The following is a 19,204-nucleotide window of genomic DNA, read 5'->3' on the forward strand; positions in this document are numbered from 1 at the left end:
ACGCCGCTCACACGCGCGTCACCTTCGAGTGGGAGGATTCGGGCATGCGCCCCTCCGTGCATGCCGTCATCGCGGTGAAGAATCTCGAGCTTGCCAAGAGTCGGCTGGCGGACCGATTGCCGGCCGAGGTTCGACCGCGACTGGTACTGGCCATGCTGGCCGATACCGTGACCGCCGCCTTGGCGACGCGCGGCATCGCCTCGCTCATGGTGGTGACCCCCGATCCGACGGTTTCCGCGCTGGTCCGGGAGCTCGGCGCGGCGGTCCATCCCGAACCCGTGCGCGTGCCGCCCAACACCAGCGGCCTGAACGCCGCCCTGTCCGCGGGCGCGGCCGCCATCCAGCGCACGCACGGACCCGTCGATCTGCTTGCGCTGCAAGCGGATCTGCCCGCCCTGCGTTCTTCCGAACTCTGCGACGTGCTCGCGGGCACCGGCCATCACCGTTCGGTCGTCGCCGATCACGAGGGCAGCGGCACCGTCGCCCTGCTGGTGCGCCGCGGTGAGAGCGCCTCGAATACCGCGGACAGTGTCTCGAATACCGCGCTCAACCCGCTCTTCGGTCCGGACTCCGCGCGCCGTCACATCTCCGACGGCGCCGTGGAACTGCTGGGCGATTGGCCCGGTCTGCGGCAGGACGTCGACACCGCCGCGGATCTCGAGCGCGCCGCCGCGCTCGGCGTCGGAAAGGCCACCAGCTCGCTGCTGCGTGAAATCGGCGTGTCGCGAGCGTGTCGAGGAACCGAAGAGATGCGAAGAGCTGGCTCCTCACTGTGCTGACGCCGCGTGATCTGCGCTGCAATGGACGGTGTCAGTTCGGCACCCCACCCGCGACATAAGGAATGATCGTGAGAGTGAGCGATACGGATACCGTCAAGCAATCGCCGTCCCTACCGGCGGCACCGCCCGCGGCAACCCCTCCGCCCACCGCGGTCACCCCCCTCCCGGCGGACCGGTACGTGAACCGGGAACTCAGCTGGCTCGATTTCAACGCCCGCGTCCTGGCGCTGGCCGAGGACCATTCGCAGCCGCTGCTCGAACGCGCCAAATTCCTCGCCATTTTCGCGTCGAATCTGGACGAGTTCTACATGGTCCGGGTGGCGGGCCTCAAGCGCCGCGCGGAAACCGGATTGTCGGTGCGCTCCGCGGACGGCCTGTCCCCCACCGAGCAGCTCGAGATGATCGCCGCGCGCACCCAGGATCTCGCCGAGCGCCACGCCCGCGTGTTCCTGGACCAGGTGCTGCCCGCCATGACCGCCGAGGGCATCGCCATCATCCGCTGGGCCGAGCTGGACGATGCCGAGAAGCAGCGCCTGTCCGGGTATTTCCAGGATCAGGTCTTCCCGGTGCTGACCCCGCTGGCCGTCGACCCGGCCCACCCGTTCCCCTACATCAGCGGCCTGAGCCTGAATCTGGCCGTCACCGTGAAGGATTCGGTCACCGGCGGCGAGCACTTCGCCCGCGTCAAGGTGCCCGACAATGTCGATCGATTCGTCCGGGTGCGCCGCACCATCCCGGGCCGCACCGGCCGCGATTCGACTGGGGCGCAAGGCTCGTCCATCGCCTCCTTCCTCCCCATGGAGGAGCTGATCGCCGCTCACCTGGATCAGCTGTTCCCGGGAATGGAAGTGGTGGAACAGCATTCGTTCCGGATCACCCGCAATGCCGATCTGGAGGTCGAGGAGGACCGCGACGAGGACCTGCTGCAGGCCCTCGAGCGCGAGCTGGCGCGGCGCCGCTTCGGCTCCCCGGTGCGCCTGGAAGTCTCCGATGACATGACCGAGCACATGCTCGATCTGCTGCTGCGCGAACTGGATGTGGATCCCGCCGACGTCATCCAGGTGCCCGGGTTGCTGGATCTGTCGTGCCTGTGGCAGGTCTACGGCGTGGACCGGCCCAACCTCAAGGACGCCCCCTACGTCCCGGCCACCCCGCCGGCGTTCGGCGAACGCGAAACGCCCCGAAACGTTTTCGCCGCCCTGCGCGAGAGCGACGTGCTGGTGCACCACCCCTACGATTCCTTCTCCACCAGCGTGCAGCGCTTCATCGAGCAGGCCGCCGCCGACCCGCAGGTGCTGGCCATCAAGCAGACCCTGTACCGCACCTCCGGTGACTCCCCCATCGTCAACGCCCTCATCGACGCCGCCGAGGCGGGCAAGCAGGTGGTGGCGCTGGTCGAGATCAAGGCCCGCTTCGACGAGCAGGCCAACATCAAATGGGCTCGGGCACTGGAACAAGCGGGCGTGCACGTGGTCTACGGCCTGGTCGGGCTCAAGACCCACTGCAAGACCTGCCTGGTGGTGCGCCGCGAGGGTGCCACCATCCGTCGCTACTGCCACATCGGCACCGGCAATTACAACCCGAAGACCGCTCGCCTGTACGAGGACGTCGGATTGCTCACCGCCGCACCGGAGATCGGCGCGGACCTGACCGACCTGTTCAACTCGCTGACCGGATACTCGCGAAAGGCCAACTACCGCAATCTGCTGGTGGCCCCGATCGGCGTGCGCGCCGGGATCATCGAGCGCATCGAACGCGAGATCGAACTGGCCCGCCAGGGCGAGAAGGCGCGAATCCGGCTGAAGGCCAACGCCATCGTCGACGAACAGGTCATCGACGCGCTGTACCGGGCCTCCCAGGCGGGCGTGCCGGTGGAGATCGTGGTGCGCGGCATCTGCGGTCTGCGCCCCGGCGTGCCCGGCATGAGCGAGAACATCGAGGTGCGCTCGATTCTGGGCCGCTACCTGGAACATTCGCGCGTGCTGCACTTCCAGGCCCAGGACGAGTACTGGATCGGCTCGGCCGACATGATGCACCGCAATCTGGACCGGCGCGTGGAAGTGCTGGCGCAGGTGAAGGATCCGAAGCTGACCGAACAGCTGGGCGCCATCTTCGACTCCGCCATGAACGCCACCACCCGGTGCTGGGTGCTGCGTCCCGACGGCAGCTGGCAGGCCCAACCCGATCCGGATATCCCCGGCGAACAGATCCGCGATCACCAGGAGTACCTCATGCGACTGCGACGGCCGGATCGCCAGTGAGCCCTTCCAACAACGACACCGCCGCCGAATTCACCGATCCCCGGGTCAAAGCGAACATCCTCGCGGCGGGGGCCGTGCTGTGGCGCCCCACCGGAACCGGTGACGAGGACATCGAGATCGCGCTCGTGCACCGCCCCAAATACGACGACTGGTCGCTGCCCAAGGGCAAGCTGGATCCCGGTGAGACGCCGGTGATCACGGCCGTGCGCGAGGTGGCCGAGGAAACGGGCCTGAATTCGCGTCTGGGGCGCTATCTGGGCCACGTGACGTATCCGGTGACCGGTCACCGCAAGCTCAAGCGGGTGGACTACTGGGCGGCGCGGGTGCTCGACGGCGAGTTCGAGTCCAATACCGAAGTCGATGTGCTGGACTGGCGTCGCCTCGACGAGGTGATGGACGCCCTGTCGTATCCCATGGATCGCACCATCGTCCGCAATTTCCTTCGCCAACCGGCCGATACCTCGCATCTGATCGTGGTCCGGCACGCCAAGGCCGGTCGCAGCGACCGTTTCGCCGGTGACGACGATGCCCGCCCGCTCGAAAAGGCCGGTCGCGCACAGGCTCGCGCGCTGGCGCCGAACCTGCTCGCCTTCGGCGCGACCGAAATCCTCTCCGCCCCACCGCTCCGCTGTGTCCAAACCGTGACCCCGCTGGCGGAAAACCTCGGTGTGGACGTGGAACTCGAACCGCTGTTCTCCGAATCCGGTTATGCGGCAGCACCCGATGCCGCCCGGAAACGCGCCCGCGACCTGGTCTCCGAGGACGGCGTGCCGGTGATCTGCAGTCAGGGCAAGGTGATTCCGGATCTGCTGGAGGTATGGGCCGCCGAGGACGGAATCAGCCTGCCACCGGCCCGCAACCGCAAGGGCAGCATGTGGGTGCTGTCGTTCCATCAGGGCCGCATGGTCGCCGCCGACCATCTCGACCGCGCGCTGGTCCCCACCGATCTCCCACCGAGCTGACCCGAGAACCCTTGGAACGCGGCCGTACCGGCCGCTGAGGGGCCGAATCCACCCGGCCCGTAAGGCGATTGCGATCCGGATCCGGTCCGTGCCCGACTATCGGCCGACCAACCTTCCCGGCTCAGTCCTCCAGACATGCGAAACGGCCCGGCGGAAGCCGGGCCGTTTCACGTTGTCGTCCTGCTCGAAAACCCCCGTCAGAGACGGGTTATGGGCTTGCGACTACCGGCGGGCGGTGCGCTTGGCCGCGGTCTTCTTGGCGGGAGCCTTCTTGGCCGTCTTCTTGGCCGTGGCCTTCGAAGCGGTGGCCTTGGTGGCCTTCTTGGCGGCCGTGGTCTTCTTGGCCGCGGTGGCCTTGGCCGGGGTCTTCTTGGCGACCGTCTTCTTCGCCGCCGTCTTCTTGGCGGTGGCCTTCTTGGCGGGAGCCTTCGACGCCGCCTTCTTGGCGGTGGTCTTGGCCGGAGCCTTGGTGGCGGCCTTCTTCGCCGTCTTCTTGGCGGTGGTCTTCTTCGCACCCGCCTTGCCCGAAACCGGGGCAGCCACACCGCGCTTCACGGCCGGGCCGCTCGAAGCGATCTTCTGCTTGCCGGCGATGATCGCCTTGAACTGAGCACCGGGACGGAAGGCCGGCACCGAAGTGGGCTTCACCTTGACGGTTTCGCCGGTGCGCGGGTTGCGAGCCACGCGGGCGGCGCGCTTACGCTGTTCGAAGACACCGAATCCCGTGATGGTGACGCTCTGACCTTTGTTCACAGCACGCACGATCGTATCGACCATCTGCTCGACTGCAGCAGTAGCGGTGCGCCTGTCAGTACCCAACTTCTCGGTCAGAACATCGATCAGTTCCGCCTTGTTCATTGAATCCTCCGCAGACTAATTGGCCCGTCGTCGGACCGACTAGGTACCACGGTAAACCCTTTGCGGGCAAGAGTCTATGTGCCACGCGGAAATACATGACGCATGGCACACGCTCAGCTACCTGGTTTGAGGGCGTTCAGCTAACGCCCATCAATGATTACGTCTGCGAAATACGCGCCGGAATGGTAGCGGGTTTCCAAGTCGGCCTTGCGTTTTCGAACTGGGTGATCTCGGCCTCGTGCCGCAGAGTGAGGCCGATGTCGTCCAGGCCTTCCAGCAGCCGCCACCGGGTGTAGTCGTCAATATCGAACGGCAACACGACCGTTCCGGCCGACACGGTTCGCGTCTCGAGGTCCACCGCCAATTCCAAACCCGGCTGTTCCTCGAGCAACTTCCAGAGCAATTCCACATCGCTCTGCGCCATCCGGGCCGTCAGAAGCCCGTCCTTACCGGCGTTCCCGCGGAAGATGTCGGCGAAGCGGGACGAGATCACCACCCGGAACCCGTAGTCCTTGAGGGCCCAAACAGCATGCTCACGTGAGGATCCGGTCCCGAAATCCGGACCGGCGACCAGCACACTACCCCGGTTGTAGGGCGCGGTGTTCAGAATGAAGTTCGGATCCGTCCGCCACGCCGCGAACAACCCATCCTCGAAACCCGTTCGGGTAACGCGCTTCAGATAGACGGCCGGAATGATCTGGTCGGTATCGACATTGGATCGGCGCAACGGAACACCGATCCCCTTGTGGACCTTGAAGGCTTCCATCGTTGATTCTCCTGAGTCTGTGGGGGCGGCGGCATCTGGGCCGCCGCTAGCGTGCGATCAGTTCAGATCCGCAGGTGAGGACAGGGTTCCGCGCACCGCGGTGGCCGCCGCGACCAGCGGCGAGACCAGGTGCGTGCGACCGCCCTTGCCCTGTCGCCCTTCGAAGTTCCGGTTCGAGGTGGCGGCGCAGCGCTGACCGGGGGAAAGCTGATCGGGGTTCATGCCCAGGCACATCGAGCAGCCGGGCTGACGCCATTCCGCGCCCGCTTCCGTGAAAATCTCGCCCAGACCCTCGTTTTCCGCCTGCAGTCGCACCCGCATCGAACCCGGCACGATCAGCATGCGTACACCGTCCGCGACCTTGCGGCCCTTCAGAATGTCTGCGACCGCGCGCAAATCCTCGATCCGGCCATTGGTGCACGAACCCACGAAAACGGTGTCCACGGCGACATCCCGCAGCGGAGTGCCCGGCTTCAGGTCCATGTACTGCAGCGCCTTCTCGGCCGCCGCGCGCTCGTTCTCGTCGAAGATCTGCTCCGGATCCGGCACCGAGTCGCCCAGCGGCGCACCCTGACCCGGGTTGGTGCCCCAGGTGACGAAGGGGGTCAGCGAGGCGGCGTCGATGTGCACCTCGGCGTCGAAAACCGCGCCCTCATCGGTCTTCAGGGCATCCCAGGCCGCCACGGCGGCATCCCAGTCCGCGCCCGCGGGGGCGTGCGGACGGCCCTTCAGGAATTCGTAGGTGACCTCGTCGGGCGCGACCATGCCCGCGCGGGCGCCGGCCTCGATCGACATGTTGCACATGGTCATCCGGGCCTCCATGGACATGGAGCGCACGGCCTCACCGCGGTACTCCAGCACATAGCCCTGGCCGCCGCCGGTGCCGATCTGCGCGATGACCGCCAGGATCACGTCCTTGGAGGTGACGCCCGCGGGCAGCTGCCCGTCGATATTGATGGCCATGGTCTTGAACGGGCGCAACGACAAAGTCTGCGTTGCCAGCACGTGTTCCACTTCGGAGGTGCCGATGCCCATGGCCAGCGCGCCGAACGCGCCGTGGGTGGAGGTGTGCGAATCACCGCACACCACCGTGGTTCCCGGCTGGGTCAGGCCCAGCTGCGGGCCGACCACGTGCACGATGCCCTGATCGAGATCGCCCATGCTGTGCAGGCGCACACCGAATTCCTCGCAGTTGCGGCGCAGGGTTTCGACCTGCGTGCGGGAAACCGGATCGGCGATCGGCTTGTCGATGTCGATCGTCGGGACGTTGTGGTCCTCGGTGGCGATGGTGAGATCCGTGCGGCGCACCGGACGGCCGGCGGCGCGCAGACCGTCGAACGCCTGCGGGCTGGTGACCTCGTGCACCAGGTGCAGGTCGATGTAGATGAGATCGGGCTGGCGGTTCTCGCCCTCGCCTTCGCCGCGGACGACGACATGCTGGTCCCAGACCTTCTCCGCCAGAGTGCGTGGCCGGTCGGCCATAACTGCTCACCTCTCGATTGACATAGCCGCGCCCGGGCTGGTGACGCGGTGGCTTGCGTCCGAGTTGGGAGGGGCTGGTTTGCAATTCCCAACATGCGAGACGCTAATATCGTTCTATGAGACAGCATAGCGGTATCGGAGTTCTGGACAAAGCCATGGCCGTCCTGCACGCCGTAGCCGAGCAACCCTGCGGCCTCAACGAGCTGTGCGCCCGCACCGGCCTGCCCCGCGCCACCGCGCACCGCCTGGCCGTGGGCCTGGAGACCCATCGCATGCTGGCTCGCGACAGCCAGGGTCTGTGGCGTCCCGGACCGGCCCTGTCGGAACTCGCGACAACCGCCAGCGATCCCCTGCTGGACGCCGCCGCCACCATTCTTCCGCGCCTGCGCGAGATCACCGGCGAGAGCGTGCAGCTCTACCGCCGCGACGGGAACGCCCGCGTCTGCGTGGCCGCCATGGAACCGGCCGCCGGGCTGCGCGACACCGTGCCGATCGGGGCGCGCCTGCCACTGACCGCGGGCTCGGCCGCGAAAGTGCTGCTGGCCTGGGCCGATCCGGAGCTGCAGCGCACCGTCCTACCCGAGGCCGTGTTCGGCGAGCGGGCGCTGGCCGAGGTGCGGCGGCGCGGCTGGGCGCAGAGCGCGGCCGAGCGGGCGGCCGGTGTGGCCAGCGTTTCCGCGCCGGTGCGCGATGCGGCGGGCGGGGTGGTCGCGGCCGTCTCGGTATCCGGACCCATCGACCGCATGGGCCGCCGGCCGGGCGCGCGGTGGGCCGCCGATCTGGTGGCCGCCGCCGACGCCCTCCACAAGCGCCTCTGAGCGGATTTCAGGCCCGGGGGTAACCCTCGGGGTAGCCCCAGCCGTCACGACAGCCTCAGCGGCCGCCGAGCGCGACCGCGGCGAAACCGACAGCCCCCACCCGACGGATCGGGCGGGGGTTGTGTCGTATCAGGCATCGAAAGCCCACTGTGACCGCGCTCATACGCCGTAAATTACAGTCGGCCCATGGGAGTCAATCAACGCGCGCAGATCGTGATGTCCGATGAGGAGATCACCGAATTCATCGAACGCAGCCGCATCGCCACCATGGCCACGCTGGGCGCTTCCGGCGCTCCGCACCTGGTGGCCATGTGGTACGCCGTCATCGACGGCGAGATCTGGTTCGAGACCAAGGCCAAGGCCCAGAAGACGGTGAATCTGCGCCGCGATTCGCGCATCACCGTGATGCTCGAGGCGGGCGACACCTACGACCAGTTGCGCGGCATTTCCATCGAGGGCCGCGGCGAGGTGGTCGAGGATCCCGAGGCGCTGTTCAAGGTGGGAATCAGCGTGTGGGAGCGATACACCGGGCCCTACAGCGAAGAGGCGAAGCCGTTCGTGGAGGCCATGCTGAACAAGCGGGTGGCCGTGCGCGTGGTGCCCGAACGCATCCGCAGCTGGGATCACCGCAAACTCGGATTGCCGGCCATGCCCAAGGGCGGCACGACCGCCCAGCCGTTGGACTAGCAGCTGTTGGACCGGTTTCACCCTTTGAACCGCGAAAGCTGAAACCGCGAAAAAGCGAAGGCCCCCAGCTCGGTGAGCTGGGGGCCTTCGTTTGTAGTCCCGACGGGATTTGAACCCGCGCTACCGCCTTGAGAGGGCGGCGTCCTAGGCCGCTAGACGACGGGACCAGGATGAGATTTCGACGGACTTTGCGGTCCGCCGAAGCTTCTCGAATTCGAGAGCCGGAGCTCTCGCAGCTGGGGTACCAGGACTCGAACCTAGAATGGCTGAACCAGAATCAGCTGTGTTGCCAATTACACCATACCCCATTGACCTGGGCTTTCAGGATCTCCCCGGGGGAAGTTCCTGACCGCTTTCCGGCCGAGAAGAAGATTAGCAGCATCACCCTGTAGATACACAAACCGGCTGGTCAGAGGCCGGTTTGTGCATCATTTCAGAGGACTCAGGAGAGCTCCGCGAGGGCGGCGCGGAGCCGATCCATGGTCACCTCGCGGCCCAGCAGTTCCAGCGACTGGTAGAGCGGCGGGCTGATGTGCGATCCGGACACCGCGACGCGCACGGGCGCGAAGGCCTTGTTCGGCTTGAGGCCCAGGCCGTCGATGAGCGCGGCCTTGAGCGCCTCTTCCAGCGGAGCCGCAGTCCAATCGGAAACGCCGTCGAGCGCTTTCACCGTCGCTTCCAGTACCGGAGCGGCGTCGGCCTTCAGATTCTTCGCTTTCGCGGCCTCGTCGATCGAGAACTCTTCCGGCTTGATGAACAGGAACTTCAGCAGATCCCAGGCATCGCCGAGCACCTTGATCCGGGTCTGCACGAGATCGGCCGCGACTTCGAACAGCTTCTCGTCGATCTCGGCGCCGATATGTCCGTGTCCGGTGAGGTACTCGCGCAGCCGGTGAGCAAAATCACCGGGGCTCAGCAACCGAATATGTTCGGCGTTCAGAGCGTCGGCCTTCTTCTGATCGAATCGAGCCGGATTCGAATTCACTTTCGAGATATCGAAGGCTTCGACCATCTCCGCCATGGAGAAGACATCATGATCATCGGCGATGCTCCAGCCGAGCAACGCCAGATAATTCAGCAAACCCTCCGGAATGAAGCCGCGGTCGCGGTGATGGAAGAGATTCGACTCCGGATCACGCTTGGAAAGCTTCTTGTTGCCCTGACCCATCACGAAGGGCAGGTGCCCGAACTCCGGGGTGAACTCCGCGACGCCGATTCGTTTCAGCGACTCGTAGAGCGCCAGCTGCCGCGGAGTGGAGGACAGCAAATCCTCGCCGCGCAAAACGTGGGTGATCTTCATCATCGCGTCGTCGACCGGGTTGACCAGCGTATAGAGCGGGTCGCCATTACCGCGGGTGAGCGCGAAATCGGGGACCACGCCCGCGCGGAAGGTGGTCTCGCCGCGCACCAGGTCGTGCCAGGTGAGGTCGTGGTCGGGCATGCGCAGGCGGATCACCGCGCCGCGGCCCTCGGCCTTGTAGGCGGCGATCTGCTCGGCGGTCAGGTCGCGGTCGAAGTTGTCGTAGCCCAGCTTGGGATCGCGGCCGGCGGCCTTGTGGCGGGCCTCGACTTCCTCAGGGGTGGAGAAGGATTCGTAGGCCTCCCCCGCCGCCAGCAGGCGCTGCACCACATCGAGATGAAGGTCACGCCGCTGCGACTGCCGGTACGGCGCGTAGGGGCCGCCGACCTCCGGGCCCTCGTCCCAGGTGAGGCCCAGCCAGCGCAGGGCGTCGAGGATGGCGGCGTAGGACTCCTCGGAATCGCGTGCGGCGTCGGTGTCTTCGATGCGGAAGACGAAGGTGCCGCCGTGGTGGCGCGCGAAGGCCCAGTTGAACAGGGCGGTGCGGACCAGGCCCACATGCGGGGTGCCGGTGGGTGACGGGCAGAAACGAACCCGGACGTCGGTCATGGCTCTCTCTCGTTTCAGGGTTACCGTGTTCAGCGTTTGGCGGCAACGGGATTGGACAGGGTGCCGATACCGGACACGGTCACCGACACGGTCTGGCCCTCTTGCAGCGGGCCGACGCCCTCCGGGGTGCCGGTGAGGATGACATCGCCGGGGAGCAAGGTCATTACGGTGGTCACCCACTCGATCAGCTTCGGAATATCGTGCAGCAGAAGTGAAGTGCGGCTGCGCTGCTTCACCTGGCCGTCGACCTCGGTCACGATCTCCAGATCCGAAGGGTCCAGGGCGGTCTCGATCCACGGGCCCAGCGGGCAGAAGGTGTCGTAGCCCTTGGCGCGGGTCCACTGGCCGTCGTGGCGCTGCTGATCGCGGGCGGTGACGTCATTGGCGACGGTGTAGCCCAGGATCACCTCGCTCGCGCGCGCGGCGGGCACGTCCTTGCAGGGGCGGCCGATCACGATCGCCAGCTCGCCCTCGTAGTCCACCTGAGAAGAGCTGGGCGGCAGGATGATCGGGGCGTTCGGGCTCTGGATGGAAGTGCTCGGCTTCATGAAGATGACCGGGTCGGCGGGGGCCGGGCCGCCCATTTCCTCGGCATGCGCGGCGTAGTTCTTGCCGATGCAGATCACCTTGCTGGCGAGGATCGGGGCCAGCAGGCGCACATCGGCGAGCGGCCAGCTGCGACCGGTGAAGGTCGGATTGCCGAACGGGTGTTCGGCGATTTCGCGGACGACGGCTTGATCGCCGTCTCCTTCGATGCTGACGAAAGCGACTCCATCTGGGCTGGCAACTCGACCTAGGCGCATGGTTGGCATCCTATCGACCGGCTTCGACCTGCCCGAACGCGCCCGACCGCGGGGCGAGACGTGACAGCGCGGCAGCGGCGGGGCGGGTGTGCGCGATCCGCGACGGGTACGGCGGCATGTCACCCCGCATCGGGTGTCCCGGAATGTGGAATGCGCTTATACGCAAGACAACTCGCCGCCCGCAAGAGGACCGACAAGATCATCTATCAGGTGTGAGCAAACTGACAGCTCGTCCCGCGAATCGTCATATGCCCCAGGTGTACCGTAAGGTCCGATGTTCACACAGTAAGACAGCGATTCCATATATTGAGACAGAGGTGATGGTCATGGCCACCGTGACGGAGATTGGCACGACGCGTCGGTGGACCATGCTGGGGCTCGGCGTCTTCGCCCAGACCGCGAGCGCGGTCATGGTGAACGGCGCGCCCTTCCTGCTGCCGGCTCTGACCCAGCGCGGATTGTCGCTGGCCACGGCCGGTCTGCTGGTCGCCATGCCGCTGGTCGGGTTGTGCTGCACGCTGATCGCGTGGGGCTGGGTGGTCGATCACGCGGGTGAGCGCCTGGCGCTGGTGGCCGGTCCCGCGGTGATGTTCGTCGCGGGCGCGGCGGCGGCCACCGTCTCGAACTACGTTGCGCTGGGGGCATTGCTGTTCCTGGCCGGTGCGGGCGCGGGCAGTACGAACGGGGCCAGCGGACGGGTGATCGTGGGCTGGTTCCCGAAGGACCAGCGCGGGCTGGCCATGGGAATCCGGCAGACCGCCCAGCCGCTGGGCGTGGCCGTCGGCGCCATGTCGATTCCGGCCGTCGCTGCGGCACACGGGTTCTCGACGGCGGTCCTGGTGCCCGCGGTCATGGCGGGCATCGCGGCGATCGGCTGCCTGATCGGGATTGTGGATCCGCCGCGACCCGAATCCACCGGGGGCACAGGGCGTCCCGCCAATCCCTACCGTGGGGATTCGACGCTGTGGCGCATTCACGCGGTGTCGATTCTGCTGGTCATCCCGCAGGCCACCATCTGGACCTTCGGGCTGCTGTGGCTGCATCGCGAGGTCGGCATGTCGCTGGCGGTCGCGGGCGCGGTGGTGACCGGCACCCAGATTCTGGGCGCGGCCGGGCGCATCGGTGCGGGCATCTGGTCGGACAAGGTCGGCAGCCGGTTGGGCCCGCTGCGCACGGTGGCGGTGGCGGCCGTTATCTCCATGTCCGCCTTGGCCGTAGCGGCGTGGGCGCATCAGTGGTGGGCGGCGATTCCGATCCTGGTGGCGGCCTCGGTCATCACGGTGGCCGACAACGGGCTGGCCTTCACGGCGGTGGCCGAGATCGCCGGGCCGTTCTGGTCCGGGCGCGGGCTGGGCATCCAGAACACGGGGCAGAATCTGGCGGCGGCCGCGGTCGCGCCGGTGTTCGGCGCGCTGATCACGGCGGCCGGGTTTCCGATCGTGTACGGGCTGGTAGCACTGATCGCGCTGGCCGCTGTCCCGTTGGTACCCACCGGTTCCCGATGATCTGCTGATTACCGGCAAATCCGGAAGAACTGCGCCCGTTACGTTTTCGCATACCAATGCAATTGTGCGATATACCTCACTGCCCCAGCAGGTTTCACCAAACCGCCTCCCAGGATGGCATTTTGGCGGCCGGGACGGAACGTACGAAGGGTGCGAATCGGTCGGGTTTCGATCATCCGGGCAGTGGTACGAACCAGTGAATCACCTTGTCGGCGTCGATATTCGGCCACCGACACGGTCAAGCCCCCATCCCCGCCGTCGCGGGAATGGGGGCTTGACCGTTGAGGCTTAAACCGAGGCGGCGATCCGGTCGCCGATCTCGACGGTGGAGGCGGCACCCGAGCGCGAGGCCAGATCCTTGGCGACAGCCGACTCGATGCGCGCGGCCTCCTCGGCCTTGCCGAGGTGGTTGAGCAGCAAGGCAACCGAGAGGATCGCGGCGGTCGGATCAGCCTTGGACTGGCCCGCGATGTCCGGCGCGGACCCGTGCACCGGCTCGAACATGGACGGGTTGGTGCCCGAGGCGTCGATATTGCCCGAGGCGGCCAGGCCGATACCACCGGAGACGGCGGCGGCCAGGTCGGTGATGATGTCGCCGAACAGGTTGTCGGTGACGATCACGTCGAAGCGGCCCGGGTCGGTGACCATGTGGATGGTCGCGGCATCGATGTGCTGGTAAGCGGTTTCGATGTCGGGGTACTCGGTGGCGACCTCGGCGACCGTGCGCGACCACAGCGAACCGGCGAAGGCCAGCACGTTGTTCTTGTGCACCAGGGTCAGGTGCTTGCGGCGCTTGCGGGCGGTCTCGAAGGCGTAGCGCACCACGCGCTCGACACCGAAACGGGTGTTGGTGGAGACCTCGGTGGCCACCTCGTGCGGGGTGTTGACGCGGATCGCGCCGCCGGTGCCGGTGTACGGCCCCTCGGTGCCCTCGCGCACCACCACGAAGTCGATGTCCGGGTTGGCGGCCAGCGGGCTGGTGACGCCCGGGTACAGCTTGGACGGGCGCAGGTTCACGTGGTGATCCAGCTCGAACCGCGTGCGCAGCAGCAGCCCGCGCTCGAGCAGGCCGGACTGCACCGACGGATCGCCGATGGCGCCCAGCAGGATCGCGTCATGCTGCTTGAGCTCCGGGATCACATTGTCCGGAAGGATCTCGCCGGTGGCATGGAACCGCTTGGCCCCCAGGTCGTATTCGGTCTTCTCGACCCCCGGCACCACCACGTCGAGCACCTTGAGCGCCTCGGCAATGACCTCGGGACCGATACCGTCGCCCGGAATGACAGCCAGTTTCATGAAATCCATGCTCCGTTTCGAATGATCCGCTCCGCCTGGCCGGAGAGTCCACGGCCACGATAGCGGGTACCCCCACGCCCCCTTTCACCAGGGCGAATCGCTCCCAACCAGTGGGATCAGAGGAGGACTCCAGCGCGTTGACACTCCTGCTGCACCTTCACCGACAGCGCATCCGTCTGCCCCGAAACGGTCCGGCACCACTCCCGCGCCCGCTCCCCGCACGCCCGCTGCTGCTGACCACCCATCGACCCGGCGGATTGCACTGCCACACAACCGTTCTCGGATCGCCCATAGTCGGGCCGATGGTCCAGCAGCCCCCAAATCACTGCCCCGACCACCAGCAGCGCCACCACCACACCGGTACCGATCAGCAGATTGCGCCGCTCCCGCACGCCCAGCGGCTCGGTGGGCGGCGTCTTTCCTCGCATCGTCCCATTTTGGCGGCAGCCGGTAGGGTTCGGCAGATGTTCGACAATCTCCGACTCGAGCGCAAACTCCAGCGCCTGGAACGCAAGATCGACCTCATCATCGAGCATCTGGGCATCGATGATCCGGACCGGGTCACCGACTACACCGAGATCGATGATCTCCTGCGGCGCGGCAAGAAGATCCACGCGATCAAGCTGTACCGGGATCTGGACCCGACCGCGAGCCTGGTCGAGGCGAAGGACGCCGTCGAATCTCGCGCCCTTGGCCGGGGTCGCTGATCTTCTCCGCCATGCAGACCGGATAGCACTGCGCCCCTTCCCGATTGGCGGGAAGGGGCGCGGTGTTCGTTCAGGGCAGGGCCCGAGGATCAGGCCAGGTCGACCTGGGCGACCTTCGCCGCGCCGACGGCCTCGGCGATGGCGGCCTGGACATCCGCGGGGACGTCCTTGTTGACGCGCAGGATGACGGTGGCGCCTTCCTTGTCCAGGTCCTGGGTCATCTGGGCGGCCTGGATGTCGATGCCGGCGTCGCCGAGCTTGGAGGCCAGGCGGCCGAGCTGACCCGGCTTGTCCTCGTAGTTGAGGACGGCCAGGTTCAGGCCCTCGGCGCGCATGTCGTAGTTGCGGCCGTTGATGTTGACGATCTTCTCGACCTGGGCGGGCTCGGTCAGGGTGCCGGCCACGTTCAGGGTGCGGCCGTCGCCGAACACGGCGCGCAGGTCCACCAGGCTGCGGTGGGTCGGGGACTCGCTGTGGGTGGTGACCGACGCCTCCAGGCCGCGATCCTTGGCCAGCGACGGGGCGTTGACGAAGGTGACCGAGTCCTCGATCAGCGCCGAGAACACACCGCGCAGCGCCGAAAGCTCCAGCACCGCAACGTCTTCCGAGGACAGCTCGCCGCGCACCTGAACCTCGAGCGAGACCGGCAGCTCATCGGCGAGCGCGCCCAGCAGCGCGCCCTGCTTGCGGACGATCTCCAGCCACGGGGCGACGATCTCGTTGACCGCGCCACCGGTGACGTTCACCGCGCCGGGCACGAACTCGCCCGCCAGCGCCAGCTGCACCGACTTGGCGACATCGGTGCCCGCGCGGTCCTGGGCCTCGGCGGTGGAGGCGCCCAGGTGCGGGGTCACGACGACCTGCGGCAGCTCGAACAGCGGGCTGTCGGTGGACGGCTCGGTCTCGAACACATCGATTCCGGCGGCACGCACGTGGCCGGAGGTGATGGCGTCGGCCAGGGCCTGCTCGTCGATCAGACCGCCGCGGGCGGCGTTGACGATGATGACGCCCTTCTTGGTCTTGGCCAGGGTCTCCTTGTTCAGCATGCCCTTGGTCTCAGGAGTCTTGGGCAGGTGAATGGAGATGAAGTCGGCGCGCTCGAGCACCTCGTCCAGGGTCAGCAGCTCGATGCCCAGCTGGGCGGCGCGGGCCGGCGAGGTGTAGGGGTCGTACGCGATGACCTTGGTCTCGAAGGCGGCGAGGCGCTGCGCGAACAGCTGGCCGATGCGGCCCAGGCCGATGACGCCGACGGTCTTGCCGAAGATCTCGACACCGTTGAACTTGCTGCGCTGCCAGGTGTGCTCGCGCAGGGTGGCGTCGGCGGCGGGGATCTGGCGCGCGGCCGAGAGCAGCAGGGTGACGGCGTGCTCGGCGGCGGTGTGGATGTTGGAGGTCGGCGCGTTGACGACCATGACGCCGCGCTCGGTGGCCGCGGGGACATCGACATTGTCGAGGCCGACGCCGGCGCGGGCGACGATCTTCAGGTTCTTGCCGGCCTCGAGCACCTCGGCGTCGACGGTGGTGGCCGAACGGACCAGCAGCGCATCGGCTTCCGGCACGGCCGCGAGCAGCTCGGGGCGGTTCGGGCCGTCGACCCAGCGAACCTCGACGCCGGAGCCCAGCGCGTCGACGGTCGACTGGGCGAGCTTGTCGGCGATCAGAACAACAGGACGGCCTGCTTGGCTCACGGTGGGGTACTCCTGAGGAAGGGATCCGGACGGTGCTTATTCAGTGATGAACGGGCGTCAGCTTAATAGCCGAGACTTCGGTGTGTTTTACCGCCTGGTAGGCAACCGCCATCAAAGCTGTGACCTGGGGTTTTAGAAATTGATCGGATGAAAGTGGCCGGTCGGTCCAATTTCTCCGAGGCAGAAATTACGAGAAGCCGGTCCCGAGCTGTGGCTCGAAACCGGCTTCCGCGAGCACGACTCAGGCGGCGACGTCGGCCGACAGCATCAGATCCACGACCGCGCCGTAGGCGGCGGTCCAGGTCTGCGCGAGTTCCGGCGTCCAGCCGTCACCCAGGAAGTGCTCGAGGGTGGCGAGCAGCGAGGCACCCGCCACCGGGTAGTGGTCGGCGACGACGCCGAGGCGGGCGTGGTGGGCGCCCAGCTGTTGCACGAAAGACGGGTCGTCGGCGAGGGTCTCGACATTGGTGACGATGCGGGCCAGGCCGGCCAGGAAGCGCTCCCGCTGCGGGGCCAGGTCCTCGGCGAACATGCCGCGGACCTCGGGGTGCGCCTCGAACAGGTGGTTGTAGAAGTATTCGACGGCCTCCGGGCCGATGGCCTCGACCTGCTGCCAACTCGACTGCAACGCTTCGATATTCACAGGGATGTCCCCCAATTCCGTTCTCGCGTGGGCTGTTGCGATGGAGATCGCTCGGATCGGACCGAGCTGTGATGTCTCAGTTCTGGGCCGCGTGTTCCACGCCCGCGGCCGGTAGGTCCGGCGGGAACGAATTGCCGGGCAGCGCACCGTAACCGGGGGCCGGCAGCGGCAACAGCGCCAGCTTGTCCACCTCGACCTCGAGGGTCTGGACGATGGCTTGCAGCTGCGACCGCAGCAGTTCGGAGTAGGCGCGCAGCTGCTCGTGGCGCTGGTCCTCCAACTCCGGGTCCAGGTAGCCGCCGGATCGGTTGGAGCCCGCGGATTCCCTTGCCCGCTGCAGCATTTCGCGCTGCTGGGCGCGCGCGATCGACATCAGGTCGCGCGCATGGTGTTCGGCCTGTTCGATGATGGCGTCGGCGGAGAGCTGCGCGCGGTTGAGGACGTGGACGGCGCGAGCGCTGATGCCCAGCTCATCCTTCTCCAATTCGTCCTGCAGCCTTGCGATCTCCCAGTGCGCGTTGGCCAGCTGCTGCTGCAGCTCGGCCACCGAGCCGGCCGAGGCCATGGTCTGCATCTGCATCTGCAGCGCCTCGCTCTTGGCGGCCAGCTGCATGTTCTCCCGTTGCAGCCGAGCCAGTTCCGAGGAATTGCTGGTGAGGGTGAGGTTGCGGTTCTCGCGGGTCAGGCGCGTCATCGAGGCGCGCACCTGCTCCAGGAAGCGGTCGACCTCCTCGGCGTCGTAACCCTTGCGGCCCAGGCGGGCGCCCTTGAAGCGGGCGTTGCGAATGTCGTCGGGTTTCACATCCATTGGGCGACCTTGTCCGTAGTGCGCGGCTCGTTGCCGGTGGTACCGCGGGGCTCGACGGCCTGACCGAACGTCTCGAATCTGATTGCGTGGCGCGGCATTCCGGCCGTGGTGAGCGCCGTGACGGTCGCCTGCACCATGGCGGGCGAGCCGCACACCAACGCGGTGGTGCCCGACAGATCGCGGCCGCGGGCGGCGACCGCGCCGACCATGCCCTGCACGCCGTGGAAGCCCGGATCCTCGGAAACCACAGGGGTATAGGAGAACCAGGGATTCTCGGTGAGCGCGGTGAGGGCCTCGTGGTCGTAGAGATTCCACGAGGTGCGCACGCCGTGCAGCAGCTGCACGCGGGGCACGCTGGTGTGCTGGGCCTCCTGCGCGAAGCGATCGACCAAGGCGCGCAAGGGCGCCAAGCCCGAACCGCCCGCGATCAACAGCAGGTTGTCGACCGCGTCCGACGGAATCTGGAAGGCGGTGCCGACGGGTGCGCCGAGCCGGACCTGATCGCCCGGGCGGACCTGACGAGCGAAGGTGGTGCTGACCTCGCCGCCGTCGACCACCTGCACGTGCAGTTCGAAGGTGCCGTCGGGGCGCGGGGCGTTGGCGGGCGAGAAGTAGCGCCACAGCCGAGGGCGCTGCGGGATCTCGACGGCCAGCGACTGCCCGGCCGCGTAGTGATAGGGCAGATGCGGGCGCACGGTGTGCACGGTGACGTCGATGCTGCGGCGCTCGGTCGCGACGATCTCGGCGTCCCACCAGGCCGGGGTGTCGGCGGCCTGATCCGCGGCGGTGATCATGATGTCCGCCACCGCGTAATAGGCGGCGGTCCAGGTCTGGGCCAGCTCATCGGTCCAGCGCGGGCCCAGGAAATGGGCGAGGGTGGCCAGCAGCGAGGCCCCGGCGGCCGGGTAGTGCGCGCCGACCGCGCCGAAGCGGCGGTGGTCGCGGCCCAACTGGGCGACGAATTCCGGGTCCGCGGCCAAGGTTTCGACATTGCTGACGATGCGGCCCAGGGCGGCGAAGAACTTCTCGCGCTGCCCGGTCATCCGGATCGGGAACATCTCCCGCACCTCGGGGTGGGCCAGGAACAGGTGCGCGTAGAAGTACTGCACGGCCTCGTCGCCGACGCGCTCGACCAGCCGCCAACTGCTCTGTAGTGCGTCGACGTTCATGTGGACACCAACACTCCGACAAACTCCCTCTGGACACGGCCATGTCCGCATCGTCAGTGCGGG

18 protein-coding genes and 2 tRNA genes are annotated in these 19,204 nt (G+C 67.1%); 7 read left to right on the plus strand and 13 right to left on the minus strand.

Features of this window, described 5'->3' with window-relative positions:
• Window positions 1-44 precede the first annotated feature (44 nt).
• The 3 genes from cofC to ON43_RS24485 all read left to right on the plus strand — a co-directional run bounded on the left by cofC (window position 45) and on the right by ON43_RS24485 (window position 4,002).
• Window positions 45-779 carry a 2-phospho-L-lactate guanylyltransferase gene (gene cofC / locus ON43_RS24475; RefSeq protein ID WP_040811161.1) on the plus strand — a complete coding sequence of 245 codons (735 nt, stop codon included), beginning with the start codon at window positions 45-47 and terminating at the stop codon, window positions 777-779.
• Window positions 780-841: 62 nt separating this feature from the next.
• A complete protein-coding gene (locus ON43_RS24480) occupies window positions 842-3,040 on the plus strand; it encodes an RNA degradosome polyphosphate kinase (protein WP_040811094.1) in 2,199 nt (732 codons plus the stop codon).
• Window positions 3,037-4,002 carry an NUDIX hydrolase gene (locus ON43_RS24485; protein WP_040811095.1) on the plus strand — a complete coding sequence of 322 codons (966 nt, stop codon included), beginning with the start codon at window positions 3,037-3,039 and terminating at the stop codon, window positions 4,000-4,002. Before ON43_RS24480 ends, ON43_RS24485 begins: the two co-directional genes overlap by 4 nt.
• 222 nt (window positions 4,003-4,224) lie before the next feature.
• Here the strand turns inward: ON43_RS24485 and ON43_RS24490 are convergent, their stop codons facing one another.
• From ON43_RS24490 to leuC, 3 genes are all read right to left on the minus strand, one after another.
• The gene (locus ON43_RS24490; protein WP_040811096.1) at window positions 4,225-4,860 is read right to left on the minus strand and encodes an HU family DNA-binding protein; all 636 of its coding nucleotides are present in this window, start codon (window positions 4,858-4,860) and stop codon (window positions 4,225-4,227) included.
• A gap of 157 nt (window positions 4,861-5,017) precedes the next feature.
• Window positions 5,018-5,626: a 3-isopropylmalate dehydratase small subunit gene (gene leuD, locus ON43_RS24495; protein WP_040811097.1), complete on the minus strand. Its 609-nt coding sequence runs from the start codon at window positions 5,624-5,626 to the stop codon at window positions 5,018-5,020.
• Window positions 5,627-5,683: 57 nt separating this feature from the next.
• Entirely contained in the window at window positions 5,684-7,108 is a 1,425-nt protein-coding gene (leuC, locus tag ON43_RS24500) for a 3-isopropylmalate dehydratase large subunit (protein WP_040811098.1), read from the minus strand.
• 116 nt (window positions 7,109-7,224) lie between these two features.
• On the opposite strand from leuC, the gene ON43_RS24505 reads away from it, so the two are divergent.
• On the plus strand, window positions 7,225-7,926 hold the full coding sequence (locus tag ON43_RS24505; RefSeq protein ID WP_040811099.1) for an IclR family transcriptional regulator: 702 nt from the start codon (window positions 7,225-7,227) through the stop codon (window positions 7,924-7,926).
• 186 nt (window positions 7,927-8,112) lie between these two features.
• Window positions 8,113-8,613 (plus strand): pyridoxamine 5'-phosphate oxidase family protein, encoded by a 501-nt coding sequence (locus ON43_RS24510; RefSeq protein ID WP_040811100.1) that lies wholly within the window; start codon window positions 8,113-8,115, stop codon window positions 8,611-8,613.
• Between the two features lie 94 nt (window positions 8,614-8,707).
• On the opposite strand, the gene ON43_RS24515 is transcribed toward ON43_RS24510, so the two are convergent.
• The 4 genes from ON43_RS24515 to ON43_RS24530 form a co-directional block, all read right to left on the minus strand.
• Window positions 8,708-8,780 (minus strand) — tRNA-Glu (locus ON43_RS24515).
• Between the two features lie 69 nt (window positions 8,781-8,849).
• Window positions 8,850-8,921 (minus strand) — tRNA-Gln (locus tag ON43_RS24520).
• A gap of 134 nt (window positions 8,922-9,055) precedes the next feature.
• Complete coding sequence (gene gltX, locus ON43_RS24525) at window positions 9,056-10,522, minus strand: glutamate--tRNA ligase (RefSeq protein WP_040811101.1); 1,467 nt, start codon at window positions 10,520-10,522, stop codon at window positions 9,056-9,058.
• Between the two features lie 29 nt (window positions 10,523-10,551).
• Complete coding sequence (locus ON43_RS24530; RefSeq protein ID WP_040811102.1) at window positions 10,552-11,325, minus strand: fumarylacetoacetate hydrolase family protein; 774 nt, start codon at window positions 11,323-11,325, stop codon at window positions 10,552-10,554.
• 326 nt (window positions 11,326-11,651) lie between these two features.
• On the opposite strand from ON43_RS24530, the gene ON43_RS24535 reads away from it, so the two are divergent.
• Complete coding sequence (locus ON43_RS24535; RefSeq protein WP_040811163.1) at window positions 11,652-12,830, plus strand: MFS transporter; 1,179 nt, start codon at window positions 11,652-11,654, stop codon at window positions 12,828-12,830.
• 288 nt (window positions 12,831-13,118) lie between these two features.
• On the opposite strand, the gene ON43_RS24540 is transcribed toward ON43_RS24535, so the two are convergent.
• Together ON43_RS24540 and ON43_RS45615 are read right to left on the minus strand one after the other, a co-directional pair.
• Window positions 13,119-14,126 (minus strand): 3-isopropylmalate dehydrogenase, encoded by a 1,008-nt coding sequence (locus ON43_RS24540; RefSeq protein ID WP_040811164.1) that lies wholly within the window; start codon window positions 14,124-14,126, stop codon window positions 13,119-13,121.
• A gap of 116 nt (window positions 14,127-14,242) precedes the next feature.
• Window positions 14,243-14,554: a hypothetical protein gene (locus tag ON43_RS45615; RefSeq protein WP_040811103.1), complete on the minus strand. Its 312-nt coding sequence runs from the start codon at window positions 14,552-14,554 to the stop codon at window positions 14,243-14,245.
• Between the two features lie 36 nt (window positions 14,555-14,590).
• Between ON43_RS45615 and ON43_RS24550 the strand changes: the two genes are divergently transcribed.
• A complete protein-coding gene (locus ON43_RS24550) occupies window positions 14,591-14,833 on the plus strand; it encodes a hypothetical protein (RefSeq protein ID WP_040811104.1) in 243 nt (80 codons plus the stop codon).
• Window positions 14,834-14,922: 89 nt separating this feature from the next.
• Here the strand turns inward: ON43_RS24550 and serA are convergent, their stop codons facing one another.
• From serA to ON43_RS24570, 4 genes are all read right to left on the minus strand, one after another.
• On the minus strand, window positions 14,923-16,521 hold the full coding sequence (gene serA, locus ON43_RS24555) for a phosphoglycerate dehydrogenase (protein WP_040811105.1): 1,599 nt from the start codon (window positions 16,519-16,521) through the stop codon (window positions 14,923-14,925).
• Window positions 16,522-16,762: 241 nt separating this feature from the next.
• Window positions 16,763-17,164 (minus strand): globin domain-containing protein, encoded by a 402-nt coding sequence (locus ON43_RS24560; protein WP_051179109.1) that lies wholly within the window; start codon window positions 17,162-17,164, stop codon window positions 16,763-16,765.
• A gap of 76 nt (window positions 17,165-17,240) precedes the next feature.
• Window positions 17,241-17,972 (minus strand): DivIVA domain-containing protein, encoded by a 732-nt coding sequence (locus ON43_RS24565; protein ID WP_040811106.1) that lies wholly within the window; start codon window positions 17,970-17,972, stop codon window positions 17,241-17,243.
• Window positions 17,963-19,141, minus strand: coding sequence for a globin domain-containing protein (locus ON43_RS24570; protein WP_063712613.1), 1,179 nt, complete (start codon window positions 19,139-19,141; stop codon window positions 17,963-17,965). The genes ON43_RS24565 and ON43_RS24570 overlap by 10 nt, the downstream gene beginning before the upstream one ends.
• Window positions 19,142-19,204: the final 63 nt, after the last annotated feature.

Origin of the sequence: Nocardia concava NBRC 100430, assembly GCF_000308815.1 — a bacterium.
Classification (GTDB): Bacteria; Actinomycetota; Actinomycetes; order Mycobacteriales; family Mycobacteriaceae; genus Nocardia; species Nocardia concava.